Source organism: Elizabethkingia miricola (genome assembly GCF_001675285.1).
In the GTDB taxonomy this organism is placed as follows: Bacteria; Bacteroidota; Bacteroidia; order Flavobacteriales; family Weeksellaceae; genus Elizabethkingia; species Elizabethkingia miricola.
In genome coordinates this window covers 24961-40302 of record NZ_LSGQ01000006.1, presented here as the reverse complement: position 1 = coordinate 40302, position 15342 = coordinate 24961, and the positions used below count along the sequence as shown (strand labels likewise).

The following is a 15342-nucleotide window of genomic DNA, read 5'->3' as shown; positions in this document are numbered from 1 at the left end:
ATTTTATTTATATGAAAAAGTATATATATACCGCTGCATTTTGTATGGCAGCGCTAATGCAGGCACAGGACAAATGCCAAAACCTTAAGATTAATCAGATACAGGTTGTCGGGACGCATAATTCGTATGCGCAACCAGCAGATCCTAAAGTACTGGATATGGCATCACCAATTATTAGCGGGCTGATGCAGAAATTTGGCAGCAGTATGTCTGAGGAGCAGAAAGCGAAGTTCAAAGAATACCACCCGTATGATTTCAATATAAAAGAAGGACTTAATTATAACCATCCGGATTTTACAGAGCAGCTGAATGCTAATCTGAGAGGTTTGGAACTTGATGTATACTATGATCCGGATGGTGGCAGATTCAGTACTCCGGCTGCTTATCAGATATTAAAAGAAAAAGGTATTACTAATTTGGCGCCTCATAATACAAAAGGATTGGATCAGCCAGGATTCAAAGTTTTGCATATGGCTGATATCGACTTCAGATCACATTATCCGACCCTGAAAGATGCACTTGTAGCACTGCGCAGCTGGTCCGATGCTCATTCCGGGCATACACCTGTTTTTATTATGGTAGAAGCCAAGGATTCAGGATTTCCAATTTTTTCTAATAGTACCAAGGTTTTGCCTTTTGATAAGGAAGCCTATGACGATCTGGATAAAGAGATTTTACAGTATCTGGGTAAGGATAAAATTATTACTCCTGCAAGTGTTCAGGGTAAATATGCAAGCCTGAAAGAAGCTGTAACCCACAATAACTGGCCAAAACTAAGTGACAGCAAAGGTAAGTTTATCTTTATGTTGCTACCCGGAAGCGCAGGGACACTTTCGTCCAAGCATAATCCATACCTGATAAACGGTAGTCTTCAAAATCGCGTTATGTTCCTGAATAGCGAACCGGATGATGATTTTGCGGCTTTCATACTGCTGGATAATGCTATTGTAAGACAAAAAGAAATTCAGGAAATGGTTAAAAAAGGTTTTATGGTAAGAACAAGATCTGATATAGAAACCTATGAAGCCAAGATGAATGATTTTACACGCTCTAAAGCTGCTTTTAGTAGTGGAGCACAGGTTATATCTACCGATTTTTTCCATCCAGGAAATACATATGGAACCTCCTATTTTGTACAGCCACCAAAAGGAGAGGGGTATATTAACAATCCGATTAATTCTTCATGCAGATAGATTATTGATTCAGATTTCCCAAACCAGCAGCTTTATATAGCTGCTGGTTTTATAATATGGATCTACGTGACTTTGGGTAATGCTATGCTAATGTTAAGCCTGTATGAAGAAATAATTAAATATGTAGTGGTAAACGATTGCAGGTCAGTATTCTAATTATTTTTGCGGGAAAGTTTTTTGAAAAAACGTATACACCAATCACAATTAATATTATAATATGAATTATCTCAATCGCAAACCTTATTGGTTTTTGTTATTACTAACTGTTCTGTTTTTTGTTTCCTGCAGACAGGAACAAACTTTGCTCAGAGATCATGATGCTGAAGCTAAAAGCACTCAGAAAATCAATGAATTTTCCCAACTTGGAGGAAGTCGGATCAAAGTACTCAGCTATAATACCTTTTTATTAAGAGATATTGCAGTTGCTTCTACAACTCAATGGTCACAAAATGCAAGAGCCGAAAAACTTGGTGATGCTGACTTTATTAAAAACTATGATGTCCTGCTATTACAGGAATGTTTTGACAATACAGCCTGTACAAGTCTGCGTAAAAAACTCTCCGCTAACTACCCTTATCTTACACCGGTTTTGGGACAGACTAAACAAGGATGGAATAATACGCTTGGTGACTGGCGTGAGATTATATCTGGTGGATTTGAAAACGGAGGAGTTATGATTGCCAGCAAACACCCTATTGAATATATGGATCAGTATATCTTCCCTAAAGGATGTGACGCTGATGGATTGGCACTGAAAGGTTTTGTATATGTCCGTATACTGAAAGATAATAAACCTGTACATTTTATTGCTACCCACCTGCAGTCTACACAGCCTGGATGTAAAGGAAGTGAAGTACAAATCCGGGAAAATCAGTTAAAAGTTATAAAAACTTATGTTGACAATCTGAAAATTCCAAAGGATGAGATGTTAATCTATGGTGGGGATTTTAATATTATCAAGGATACATCTGAATACCCGAAAATGTTGAGCCTGCTGAATGTCTCTGCGCCAGTTTATAAAGGACTTCCATCTACCTGGGATACAAAGACCAATACTATGGCAGCTTACCATTATCCATATCCGGCGAATAAGCAGGAATATCTCGATTATATTTTTGTATCTAATGATCATTTACTTCCGCCTGTATGGCAAAATTTTGTTTTTGATCCTGTAAGCTCTAATCTTATGAGTTATACCAATCTTACTCAGGATAAATACTACTGGACAGATTATTCCGATCACTATCCTGTGGAGGGAAATATTTATTCGGATGAGGTAACTCCTAAAAGCAGTCTAAAGTTCAGGAAGTATGATAAGGTATCGCTAAAGTCTGTGAAAACCGGTAAATATATCTCAACAAACTTATCGAAAACAGATGATTGGTTAAAGGTTTCGGCAACTGTACCGGATGAGAATACCTGGTTTAATCTGGTGAATACTGATGGTGGCAATTATTTTGATCTGAAGGCGGGAAAAGTACGTGTAGAAACCAGTGAGCGTATTAATAATTTCTGGTATTGGGAACTTCTGAACGGCGGTGCCTATTACTATTTTCCAAAGTTTGGGAAATCACTCAAAAATCTGGAGCTGGTACTGATTAAAAAGAAAAACGGAAATACTTCAGCTAGTATTGAAGACGGCGATATTGTGGCTTTCAGAGATTATACATCAGCGGGAAATGCTTATTATCTTCAGGTGTATAATAAAAGTGGAACAGACTGGCTTTACCTGAATGGTACTTCTGCAGGAAATTCAGAGCAATTTGAAGTTAAGTTCAATAACACTACTCCGGTTAGCTGGTAAGGCACTCGAAACAGTGTGAGAAATAAGAAATCAGCCAGCAATCTCCAGAGGTTGCTGGTTTTATTATAGGGTAGTTTATTCTCTTATAAATACAAGGTAAGCACTAGCTCGTTCTTTTGTAATTTTATGATTCACTGCTCTTAGTAATGAATTTTGCATAACCATCTTTTTATCATTAAATGTGCGTACGTAATAAGATGTATTCAGAGAATCAAGAGTTATAAATTTATATGTTCCGATAGTCATATGTGTCCAGGCTATACTTTGGTCTTTAGCATTGAAAATGCCAAGTTCATTAATAACAATATTTTCATTGATGCTGATTCTCTTTTCTGTATTCTTTGTGTCATTCATAAAATGGATATGTGAAAATTTCCATTTACCAAAGACTTTTTGCTGATTTTCCTTTCCTAGCCTCCTTCCTGTATGGAAGCCTACATATTGTATTTTTTTAATTTTTGAGGTATTCGTTGTTATTTCTTTTCTTTTACATTGAATTATTAATATCAGTAACAGAAATGAGGATATAATCCTGGTTTTGTTGCTGTGTTGCATTAACAATGATATTTTCATTGGAGGTTATTATTTTTTATTGGTGATTAAAATGAGTAGTCTAGTTGGAGTTACTTATATTTTCAGGAATATTCCCCAATTATTCAAGGAAATTCCAGGTGTTTGATTTTAATGATCCATTAAACCACTTTTTTTATATTCTTTTATAGATTCTACAGTATAATCTCCATTTCCCGCCTCACAGCAACAGCATAAACAAATGATATATTCTGGCATAGTATGTTTCCAAAATCTACAAGAATAATTATTGAAACCATAAACTTTACAGATATAATCTTTCATAATTGTTTTACTAATACAACTTTGTATTATTTTTTTGTCTTTTATTGTCGTAGTAAATTTACTTGATTAGTGGAAAGTATTATAAAATTTTATTTAAAATATTGTCGTTCTATCTAATAGACTTACGTTGAGTAATAAATAGTTGTATTTAAACTTAGATTAAGTTTATAATTCAAGTATGAATATATATATTATCAATAATAGAAATTAATATTTCGTTAATGATACTTGGTTGCGTTAGTGGCGGTATTAATTACTTTTGCAGTAACAAAACAATTAAATAAAGAAAAACATGAAAACAGATATAGTATTCGACGTTATTATCATTGGCGGTAGTTATGCCGGATTATCATCTGCGATGAGTCTGGGGCGCTCTTTGCGAAATGTATTAATAATAGATGGCGGAAAGCCTTGCAATCGTCAGACCCCACATTCACATAACTTTCTGACGCATGATGGTAAAACGCCTCAGGAAATATCTCAGATGGCAAAAGAGCAGGTAAAACAATATCCGACTGTACAGTTTTATGAAGGCGAAGTTGTGAAAGGAAAAAAAATAGATGCCGGATTTATCATAACGACTAATACCGGAGAAGAGTTCAGTAGCCGAAAGCTTATTCTAGCAGCAGGAATAAAAGATATAATGCCAGATATAAAAGGATTTTCCGAATCATGGGGTATTTCTGTAATCCATTGTCCTTATTGTCACGGATACGAATACCGTAATGAAAAAACAGGAATTATAGCCAACAGTGACAGGGCTGTTCACATGGCTTCTCTAATCAATAACCTGACGAAAGACCTTACAATCTTAACATCTGGTCCTGCAGATTTTGATGCGGAACAAAGAGCAAGATTGGAAAGACATAATATCCCTGTGATAGAGAAGAATATTACAGAAATTGAACATATGAACGGTCATGTTGATAATATTGTTTTTGAGGACGGAACAAAAATGAACTTTAAAGCCGTATATGCTGCTATACCATTTATACAGAATTGTGATATCGCAGAGCAGCTGGGATGTGAGTTAACTGAACAGGGGTATATTCAGGTAGACAGTATGCAAAGAACAAATGTTCCCGGAGTGTTTGCCTGTGGAGATAGTACTTCGATGATGCGCTCTGTTGCTCTTGCTGTTGGTTCAGGCAATTTAGCCGGAGCGATGTTAAATATGGAATTGGTGAGTGAGATATTTGCATAGTTACTGAAAAAAATAACCAATCTGGTTTATTGACTCACAAGAGATACAAAAGATGAGAGTATAGTTCTAGATTTGTCACTTTTATAGTGGAACATAAAGTATAAGAGATCAAAAAAAGCTGCCTGGAAAGGCAGCTTTGTAATATGTTTTCTGATCAATTGAATATGCGGCAGCAAAATTACTTGTACTTCTCTGGTATGCTTTTTAATTGTTCAGAAAAATCCCAGTTACCAGGCTTTAGTGATAGATTAAACCACTGTTCTTTTTTCTCAAACCAGATTGCTCTATGTTCTTTTGCTGATCTTATAGTATAATCTTCATTTCCGGCTTCACAGCCACAGCATGGACAAATTATATAAGAAGGTAAATCATTCTCCCAATATTTGTCAGGGTAATTATTAAAACCACAGATTCTGCAGATATAATCTTTCATAAATTTTAGTTTCTTTAATAAGCATCAGATTTACCATTATAGTCCTTCATTTTTTTTACTAGATTTTCATACGAAACAATTTTTTCTGTTTCGATTATTTCACCTGTATCACAGTCTTCCAAAATGAGATCGTATTGATTAATGTTATTATAATTAAAAGTAGAAATGTAAAATAAAACATTCTCAAATTTAAGCCCTATAGCAGTAATATCTGCGTCCCAAAAATCAACAATAGTATAATTGATGCTATTTTCATTTCTCAATTTTTTTATCAGTGTATTTACTGCTGAATTTTTATTTTCCATTTTTTAATAAAAAATATAGTTATTATTTAGTGTTTGTCGATATGATTATGTATTATCTGATTATAATATACCCATTGTTCATCATTAAAAGACAGCATATCGTTTAAGTTATTTATATGTTCCTCAATAGTTGAAAATATGCCGAAATTTTTATTAAAAGAATCCTTAAATCGTTTTTTCATTTTCAGTGTAGTAAAACCGCAAATAGCAATTTCTAAATCACGGGAGCAGGCAATTGCCCAATCGTTAGAATCAGAAAACCAAACAACATCATTTGATACAACACCCGCATAATTTCCAGTATTTTCTCCTGGATCTTCATAAAGATTATCATAAAGATCTTCGTATGTCTGATTTGTATTTATATCAAATGTACTGTACTTTCCGAATCGTTTATAATAATACTCTTCCTGTGAAGGGGATAAGGTATAAAAGTATATAACAGATTCATTGATATCTTTTAAAAAATGCTTTATTCCATCAAAAAATATTTCTTCATATATATAATCAAAGTCAAAAGCCATAAAGTATTTAAAATCTTCCCTGAAAATGTTATCCTCAATTTTATTTTCAGGAAAAAATAGCTCGGATACTCTTTTTTTGTACATGCTAAATTTTTTGCTATCTGTTAACAGCGCCATTGATAATTGTTTTTTATTAGTTTAGTAATATATTTTTTGGAAGAATATATTTGTATTAGAAAAAAGTACTATTCTGTTTTAAAATACATTTGATAAACTTTATTTTCTATTAAGGGATCAGATAAATCCCAGTACCACCATTTATTTATATTGTTTTTCTCGGAATCAAATCTTCTTCTATATGCTATTTTGAAAAGCTCTAAAAGTAATCTAAAACTTTTTAGTTTTTCATTATCAGGAAGTTTAGATATTCTTGTTAAATTGTTGAGATCTATACCTTTTTTTAAAAGAACACAAGGTGTATAGGTTGGTCTCAGGCAGCTGCTTTCTATAGCTTCTTCAATATCCTGATGTTGAGGTTTTGATTGGCTAATAAGAAATAATAAATAGTCAAAAAAAGCTTTTTGCTCATCTTTATTAGCCTCCAGAAAATTACTGACTAATGCCTCAGGTAATATAATACCCTGACCATATTTGTTAAATAGTATTTCATATTCTAATATCATTTTTTCTGTTTTGTATGACACATAAATATGATTTAAATATAGATCTTTTAATCAAAAAAAGCTGCCTGGGAAGGCAGCTTTGTAATATGTTTGATACAGATTATCTTATAAACCGGTTCTGAAAAACGTATTATTACTTTCGATTATCGAATTATCAGAATTCCTTTTAAACTTAAAATAAAGCTTTCTGGACGGTGTTCTCTGCCATAAATTATTGCGGTAATTCTGACTGCCAGGAGGATTAAAAGTATCGGTTACATCATAATTTATAATCTCAAAAATATATTCCGAAGAGGTACTTTTAATAACATTAACCATAGATTTATTCCCGTTTACAAAACCATAGCTAAATCGTGAGCCTCCTGTAGTAAGTATAAAATCATGCTCGAAAAACTGATATTTAACACCATCATTAGCACTCCATTCTCCTTTTATCCATTCAGGCGGATTGAAAGAATCCGGGGTATCTCTGTTCTCGCAGCTGCTTAGGGAAAGTATAATTAATGATAATAATAGAAATAGTTTTGTGAATTTTGTGTTTATATATATAAAAGCTGTGTTCATATAGTGTGATATTTTATTGTGTATTATTAGCTGTAGTTCCGATTATTTAGAAAGCAGTGTTTTAGAATATTCCAGTTCCGGATCCTTTTGTTCCTTCATGGCATTCAGAAAATAGTCTGTTTTCAATGTGTGGTCAGGAATTACGCCTGTACATTTGGTAATATTATCACCCTCACTGCTGTTAAAGAAAATCTCAGTTCTCGGAATCGAAAGTGTACTTTTGGTATTAGGCAGTTTATAAGTGAGAAACCACGCAGCAGTTGTAAAGTTGCTGCAAGATCCCGTTTCTTTTCCTACTACATTTCCTCTTTTTTCACTTTTAAAAAGAGATGCGAAATAAGTTGCAGCCGAAAACGTACGGTTATTAATCATCAAAATTACTTTTCCATCAAAGAATAAACCATCACGCGGATAACTTTTAATATAAGTATCGTCTAATCTCGTATTCCCGAAATAATAATCACCTTTATCGGACTTGTCAAATCTTTGGTGCATAAAGTTATTCTCATTACGGATATCACTATCAGAGAAATATCGATCCGTCTGAGGATCTACCAGATAATCCTTGTAATTGATATCCACTACTTTTGTCCCGTATTTATAGGAATTGTTGAAAAGCTTATCTTTAGAAAGGAAAGAATATAGTAACGGAACATTGCTGATAGAACCACCCGAATTATCACGAATGTCAAGTATCAGATTTTTAGTCTTCAGGTTTTTCATATCCTGAAAATACTTCTTCAGCCTTTCGTAGAAGTAGCTTTCATTGAACGAAAATGACTTTACGGCCAAATAATAAGTATCCGGATTTAATTGATAGCCATAGATACCACTTCCGGAAGTTACATCTATAGGCAGTATCGCATGTCTGGATTCATAGTTGAATTCAGGGTAGCTAATCCCTTTCAGCTCAATAGTCTTTTGTTCGCCGGAAGGTGTTTCGTATTTTATCTGATAAGTCTTTGCATTAGTATAAGAAATAACGGATGACATATCCAGATCTTCAACTTTTATGCTGCCATCTGCCTGTCTTGAAGCTTTGCTAAAGAGATCACCGATTTTTTTATTATTGACTTCCAGTATGCGGCTTCCGGCTTCTACACCGTATTTGTTATTGCTGTTGATATACGTATTGCCGTTTTGAACATAGGTTGCCAAAGGAAAAAAGGAAGTTTTGCTTACATAATCCTCCATATAATTAGATTCCATGCCCATTGAGCTGTGTCCATCACCCAGTACTTTAGTCGGGGTATTCATATAAAAGCCAATATAGGTAGGATTTTTCTCTATTTCTTTGCGTAGAGAATCCAGCTTTTTGCCCAATACCTCTTTACTGTGAAAGCGATAAGGATTAGGGTGCTGCTGTTTAATAATATCTACAGCGATGTCAAAATCTTTGAGATAAGCGTCTTTGCTTATTTCCGAAATAGAATACTGTGAAAAGCCTACTATACTGATCAACAACATAGGTAAAATAAGTACTTTCTTCGTCATAAATTATATTTAGTATTAATATTATATCTCAAAAAAATAAAATCGATTTCCTGATGTCAAAGACATTAACGGATCGTTTTAGGGCGATAACAGAATGAGTTTTGGTTGTGTTTTTTACCAGAATCCCGTGAGAATCGGGGCAAATCTATAAAAATTATAGGCGGTTTCAGAATGACTTTTTTCATATTAACAAAAAATTATGAACAGGTGTTTTAATATTTAATACTGTATTACAGTATGTTATAGGGCCTGTTTAAATTTTTACATTAATAAATTTTAACACTAATTAGATTAAATAAAAATAAACAAGCGGTTTCCTTTACGGATAGAGGACTAAGGTTTAATTTTGTTATTTATAATAATTATAAATAATGAAGTCATATCAGCGTATTTTTATCTTTCTTATCGTGGTGATGTCGATTTCCCTTATCAGAGCACAAGATTCAGGTTTTTGGATTCAGGGAGTCGTACAGGATCATACCCAGCAGGGACTAAACGGAGTAAATATTTTTGTTGAAAACACAAAAATTAAAACACAAACCGATCAAAATGGAAATTTCAGGATTGCTTACAGGAAGGGTGAGGCAACATTGGTATTTAGCCTTGATGGTTATAAAAAGTACAGAAAGAAAGTTAGCTTCAGTAGTGAGGCTCCCGTTGTAACAATTCAGCTGGCCGATGATCAATCAGTTGTAAAGGAAGTTACAGTACATGGTAAAGGAAAAGTAAAAGCACTGCAGGACGGTGCTTTCACTGTTAATGCTATAGATATTGCTAAGCTTGCCAATACTACAGCCGACCTTAATCAGGTTTTGAACAGGACAACTGGGATTAAAGTTCGCCAACAAGGCGGAGTAGGTTCCGATTACAATTTCTCTATCAACGGTATGTCCGGTAAGGCGGTGAAATTCTTTATAGACGGAGTTCCTTTGGAAATGTTGGGCAAAGGTGTAGACCTGAGCACACTGCCTGTGAATATGGCCGACCGTGTGGAGATTTATAAAGGTGTGGTTCCGGTTCATCTGAGTACCGATGCTATGGGGGGAGCTGTAAATATTATAAGTCCTTCTGCCAGTAAAAACTATCTGGATGCCGGGATCAGTGTCGGATCTTTTAATACGCAGCGTATCAACCTGAATGGACAGATCAAAGATGATAAAACCGGGATTATCCTGCGGATCAATAGTTTTTATAACCATTCCGATAACAACTATATCATGAAGGATATGAAGATATGGAATGCCGGAAAAAATGAATATGAATTAAGAAATGTAAAACGTTTCAACGACCGTTATCAGTCTGTTTTTGGGATGGCAGAAGCCGGAGTAGAAAATAAAAAATGGGCGGACTATTTTTTTGTAGGAATGTCACAGTCTGTTTTCGACAAACAGGTACAGACAGGATCCAATCAGGAAGTTGTTTATGGTGGCGTGAAGCAGAATGGACAGGCTCACAATTATTTTATGAAATATAAAAAAGCCAATCTTTTTAACGACCGGTTAGATCTTAATGTTTACGCAGGCTTTTCCAAAAGTGTCCAGAAAGCTACAGACACTCTTATGCGTAAATACAGTTGGGACGGTACATTTGAACCTTCAGCTTCAAGTGAGAAAGGAGGCAAAAGTATCATGATGCAGTACGAAGACCGTGTTTACTCACAGTTGGGCGCTACTTACAGGTTGGCTGATCATCATAAGCTTATTTTTAATTACGTTCTCGATTATATTAAGAATACTACATTTAATTCTCTCGACGAAAAGAAAGAAGATGTCCCTCCGGCTAAGATGACAAAGCAGATTTTCTCGATGGCCTATCAGCAGGATTTCTTCAACAAGCATTGGACGAATGTTTTTTTTGGTAAATATTACCGTGTAGGACTTCAGAAAATGGTTTTTGATCAGGCAACCAGAACCGATAATCCTGTGAAAGACAATTTCAGCAGCTGGGGCTATGGTTTTGCAACAACTGTAAAAATTGTAAAAGGGCTGGGCGCAAAAGGATCTTTTGAACGTTCTTATCGTCTGGTAGAGCCACAAGAAATTTTCGGAGATGGTGTTGCTGTAACCAGCAATATGAACCTGAAGCCTGAAACCAGCAATAACGTGAATGTTGGTCTGTATTACAGCCATCATTGGGGGGCACATGCTTTCAGAGCAGAAGGAGCTGGATATATACGCGATACAAAAGACTTTATTTATACAGTTCCTAATCTTTACAACAGTACCTTCAAATACGAAAACCTTTCCAATATTTTTACCAAAGGGCTGGAAGGTGAATTAAGCTACCAATACAAAAGGTTGCTGAATGTATTGATGAATATTAGCTATAACAAAGCTTATGATAATACAAAGTTTGCCAATAACAATGAAGAAGTAATCTCAGCAACCTACAAAAAAGACGTGCCAAATCAGCCCTGGTTATTTGGTAATGTCAATGTAAGTTTGGGCAAAGACGACTGGTTACAGAAAGACAGCAGGGTAGAGCTTTATTACGGATTACAGATGACTGAATGGTTCTACAAGAACTGGCAGTCCTATGGTAATCCGCGCAATATTCCGGTTATTCCGCGACAAACGCTTCATAATATAGGCATCAGTTATTCCATGAAAAATGGAAGATATAACCTGGCATTCGATGTTACCAATCTTGGTGATGCACTGGCCTATGACAATTTTAAGCTTCAGAAACAGGGACGTGCTTTCTATGTAAAATTCAGATACCTACTTAAGTAAATAAACATGATACAATATTTCAGAAACAGCATATTTTTAATACTTGCATCTTTAATCATAATCAGCTGCGAACGTGAACCCGGTTCTGGAAGTACAGGAAGTGGTGAAAAAGACTATAAATATTTTCTGCTTTCAGCTTTGGGAAGCTGGCCAAATACCGTGCATTATATGACGGCTACCAATGATGTTACAAAAGGCGAAATGGATATTACCAAGGAGGGGGACGAAATCAATTCCAAAGGAACCTATTCTTATATTGTGAAGAATGGGTTTATATACAATTACAAAACCGATCAGGGCGTATTTAAAAAGTTTAAATACACTCAGGACAGGCTTACCACTATAAAAGAAGTTCCATATACCTATATCAGTGATATTTCCGGTTATACCTGGATCGATGCAGATACTTTATTATTGACTGGTGAAACAGGCGATGGCCAGCATATACGTTACACTATTTTTAGAACATCCGACCTTAGTATTATACGTCAGGGAGAAATTGAAGGATTTCAGCCATTCCCGAATGGATACAATTTCTTTACATTGGGTGCTGTTACCTATATAGACGGACAAATCTATTTGCAGTATAGCTTCCGTGATGGTAAATGGTTAACCCCACAATATTATAACTTTGCAGTAATAGACTACAAAACCTTTAAAGTAAAGAATTCTATAAGTGATAACCGTAGTGTTGGGGTATCTAATGGATCTCCGTATTTCAAAACCTCATTTACAAAAGATAATGAAGCTTTTTATTATACCTGTTTTCCGCGTACGGGAGCCGGAACAGGCAAAATCTCTCTTCTAAGAGCACTTAAAGGTGCAACTGCACCAGATGCAGGCTATGAGATTAATCTTACGGAACTTGTTGGTGGGAAATCTTTGGAAACTGCGATAGATTATATTGGTAATAACAAAATAGTAATTCTTTACCGTGATCCGGCATTGGGTAATAGCTACAATGGCCGCTATGCTATTGTAGATATTGAGACCAGACAATTGATTCGTGTATTGGATGAATTACCGGGTGATGAACCTTATGAACAAGGATTTTTTGTTCAGGATAAAAAGTTGTATATCGCTGTAAATGCCAGCAAAGGTGGTAATTATGTATGGATTTATGATCCGCAGACAGACAAGATTACCAAAGGTATGAAGCTTCCGGATCGTATCTCCGGATTTGCCCGGTTCGATAAGTTCTATGACTAATCGAATATAGAAGTTTATAAAAACGAATATAGAATATAATCTATATAATTAGAATTTTATCTCATTTTTAAAAACTGTTCTCAATAATTTTGAGAGCAGTTTTTTATTTCTACGAGAACAGTAAACTCTTCGATAATTCGTTATCATACCCATTACTAGCTAAGCTCAGAGTGACAAGTATGGTTTGGTTAATCATTGAATTAAAAATGACCGGAAGAATTCTTCCGGTCATTTACAGCTGTCAGATAGCTTTTTATGATTTGGTATTTTAAAGCTTGTAATTGAAGGATAATGTTACCACACGGCTGTCCAGATTGTATTTCTGTCGGATAACAGAACTGAAATTATCTCCTGTTACACGGTAATTGTTGGTTTTTAGTAAATCTGTTACCGCCAGTTTTAACGTCGCTTTATCCTTTAGCAGTGTTTTGGAGACACCCAGTGTCAGATCGAAGTAGGCATCCCGGATATATAAACCTATATTCGATTTCGAAAAATACTGAGCATTAGCTTCAGCCTTTAAGCCTTTAACAATTGTAAAGCTGTTTTGTGCATTCAATGTAAAAGCCAGCTGAGAACTATTGATCGTTGTGTTCTGATAATTACCTTTATACTCATTGTTGAATACATTCAGCATGGAGGTAAGCGACCACCAGTTATAAAGCTTTGTTGTAGCCGTTATATTTGTGCCATATACATAGGATTTGTTGAGATTTTCCTGTGTTTTTACCAGGATTCCTGTGTCTTGCTGGTAGTTATACACTTCCGTCATTACATCGTTTGTTACACTAAAGTATGCCGATGCTATAATGTATTTACCCCAGGTATAACCTAGCTCTGTGGCATGTGTAAACTCCGGGTTCAGGTTTGGATTTCCCTGCCAGTAATTGAAAGGGTCATCGTAAAACCGGAATGGATTCAGATCAAAATGGCTAGGCCTGTTGATTCTTTTACTATAAGAAGCATAAAACTCGTGTTTATCATTAAGCTGATATCTTACCGATGCACTAGGGAAAAGATTTGTGTAATCCCTCTTGCGGCGTTCCTGCGATGTTTTCTGGTTGATATCCGTATGGGTTGTTTCCATTCTTAGTCCTGCCTGAAATGTCCATTTCGTCAAACTTACTTTATAATCAGCATAAAGCGCATGGATTTGTTCCTTATAAGCATATTCATTGCTTGCTTTATCATCATTTATCCAGTCCTGTCCCTGTTGTATAAAATACTGAGACGGATTATTGTTAGATTTAATGGTAGATTTCAGTCCGGTTTCCAGATTGTGGATTTCACTGAATGGAAGACTGAAGTCTGCTTTTGCATTAAAGACTTTTAGCCGTGAAGCGATATTCCCCATTCTGTTGCTGAATGGCTCTGTTCCCTGGTTGACCAGTACATCCGAAATCTGATTTTGCCGGGAAGTAAAGCGCGAGGTTTCGTATTCCAAATCTACATCTACTTTGTAATTTTTATCGTTGAAGATGTGTGTACCTTTTAGGTTGTAAGTATAATCATACCAGTTTTCTTTGCTTTTATTATTAGAGAGTATGTGGGCAAACAGATTGTCCACAGGCTGAAATATTCTGTTTTCACCTCTGGAAAAGTCTTCATACCTTCCTATTTTAGCATCGAATAAGGCGCCGATAGTCGTCTTATCGCTAAAGGCATAATCCATACCGAACTTAAAGTTGTTAGAGGTTAAAGGTTCGTTGGTTACTGAACTCTGGTTCGTTTTTCTGGTAACTGTCTGTGGATTTTTTTCATCAAAAAATACCTGATTAAAATGCTTCCGTTCTTCTTCCCCGCGGAAAGTATAACTGTAATCCCCATGCAGGGATAGCTTTTTGTGAGTATAATTCAGACTTAATCCTGTATTGATTCTGTTTTTACGGCCTCTGCCGCCGTTCAGATAATAGTTGCCACTAAGTCCCTCCAGCGAGCTTTTTTTCATGACGATGTTAATGATGCCTGCATTTCCGGTAGCATCATATTTGGACGATGGGTTGGCAATAATCTCTATATTCTTTACCAGTGTGGAGTTAGTGGAGCGCAGAAGATTGGCAAGTTCTTTTGTTGACAAAGAGCTAAGTTTACCATTTATCATTACACTTACCTCCTTTTTGCCCCTTAAGGAAAGTTCACCTTCCTGCGAAACTACTACACCAGGTGTTTTTCCTAATAGTTCCAATACCGTAGTTCCGTCGGATAATACACTGTTTTCTACATTAAAAATCATTTTATCAGCTTTCTGCTGAAAAATAGCTTTGCTGCTACCTTTAACTACGACACCGCTAATTTCTGCTGTCTTCTCCGTTTGCAGCGAATCGTTTTGGCTTTCTGTCTGCCCATAGGTATTCAGGCTTGCCATTAAAGGTAACCATATATAGTGCTTCTTCATAATAGTG

General features: G+C 35.5%; 13 protein-coding genes. 5 read left to right on the top strand and 8 right to left on the bottom strand.

Annotated elements, in window-relative coordinates; translation table 11 throughout:
• The first annotated feature begins 11 nt into the window (after positions 1 to 11).
• Positions 12 to 1193 carry a phosphatidylinositol-specific phospholipase C domain-containing protein gene (locus ATE49_RS08015; RefSeq protein WP_065081744.1) on the top strand — a complete coding sequence of 394 codons (1182 nt, stop codon included), beginning with the start codon at positions 12 to 14 and terminating at the stop codon, positions 1191 to 1193.
• A gap of 217 nt (positions 1194 to 1410) precedes the next feature.
• A complete protein-coding gene (sph, locus tag ATE49_RS08010; protein ID WP_081278437.1) occupies positions 1411 to 2997 on the top strand; it encodes a sphingomyelin phosphodiesterase in 1587 nt (528 codons plus the stop codon).
• 75 nt (positions 2998 to 3072) lie between these two features.
• On the opposite strand, the gene ATE49_RS20180 is transcribed toward sph, so the two are convergent.
• Entirely contained in the window at positions 3073 to 3351 is a 279-nt protein-coding gene (locus ATE49_RS20180) for a hypothetical protein (protein ID WP_140384412.1), read from the bottom strand.
• 793 nt (positions 3352 to 4144) lie between these two features.
• On the opposite strand from ATE49_RS20180, the gene ATE49_RS08000 reads away from it, so the two are divergent.
• On the top strand, positions 4145 to 5056 hold the full coding sequence (locus ATE49_RS08000; RefSeq protein WP_065081741.1) for an NAD(P)/FAD-dependent oxidoreductase: 912 nt from the start codon (positions 4145 to 4147) through the stop codon (positions 5054 to 5056).
• 178 nt (positions 5057 to 5234) lie between these two features.
• Here the strand turns inward: ATE49_RS08000 and ATE49_RS07995 are convergent, their stop codons facing one another.
• The 6 genes from ATE49_RS07995 to ATE49_RS07970 form a co-directional block, all read right to left on the bottom strand.
• On the bottom strand, positions 5235 to 5489 hold the full coding sequence (locus ATE49_RS07995; RefSeq protein WP_065081740.1) for a hypothetical protein: 255 nt from the start codon (positions 5487 to 5489) through the stop codon (positions 5235 to 5237).
• 14 nt (positions 5490 to 5503) lie between these two features.
• Positions 5504 to 5794 (bottom strand): hypothetical protein, encoded by a 291-nt coding sequence (locus ATE49_RS07990; protein WP_059345184.1) that lies wholly within the window; start codon positions 5792 to 5794, stop codon positions 5504 to 5506.
• A 26-nt stretch (positions 5795 to 5820) separates the two neighbouring features.
• Positions 5821 to 6402 (bottom strand): hypothetical protein, encoded by a 582-nt coding sequence (locus tag ATE49_RS07985; protein ID WP_065081739.1) that lies wholly within the window; start codon positions 6400 to 6402, stop codon positions 5821 to 5823.
• Between the two features lie 101 nt (positions 6403 to 6503).
• Positions 6504 to 6941 carry a DUF5958 family protein gene (locus ATE49_RS07980; protein ID WP_065081738.1) on the bottom strand — a complete coding sequence of 146 codons (438 nt, stop codon included), beginning with the start codon at positions 6939 to 6941 and terminating at the stop codon, positions 6504 to 6506.
• Between the two features lie 105 nt (positions 6942 to 7046).
• Positions 7047 to 7505 carry a hypothetical protein gene (locus tag ATE49_RS07975; protein WP_065081737.1) on the bottom strand — a complete coding sequence of 153 codons (459 nt, stop codon included), beginning with the start codon at positions 7503 to 7505 and terminating at the stop codon, positions 7047 to 7049.
• Between the two features lie 42 nt (positions 7506 to 7547).
• Positions 7548 to 8999 carry a S41 family peptidase gene (locus ATE49_RS07970; RefSeq protein WP_065081736.1) on the bottom strand — a complete coding sequence of 484 codons (1452 nt, stop codon included), beginning with the start codon at positions 8997 to 8999 and terminating at the stop codon, positions 7548 to 7550.
• 371 nt (positions 9000 to 9370) lie between these two features.
• On the opposite strand from ATE49_RS07970, the gene ATE49_RS07965 reads away from it, so the two are divergent.
• Entirely contained in the window at positions 9371 to 11731 is a 2361-nt protein-coding gene (locus tag ATE49_RS07965) for a TonB-dependent receptor (protein WP_065081735.1), read from the top strand.
• 6 nt (positions 11732 to 11737) lie between these two features.
• Positions 11738 to 12940, top strand: a complete 1203-nt coding sequence (locus ATE49_RS07960) for a YncE family protein (protein WP_065081734.1) — start codon at positions 11738 to 11740, stop codon at positions 12938 to 12940.
• Positions 12941 to 13208: 268 nt separating this feature from the next.
• Here the strand turns inward: ATE49_RS07960 and ATE49_RS07955 are convergent, their stop codons facing one another.
• Positions 13209 to 15335 carry an outer membrane beta-barrel family protein gene (locus ATE49_RS07955; protein ID WP_065081733.1) on the bottom strand — a complete coding sequence of 709 codons (2127 nt, stop codon included), beginning with the start codon at positions 15333 to 15335 and terminating at the stop codon, positions 13209 to 13211.
• Positions 15336 to 15342 lie beyond the last annotated feature (7 nt).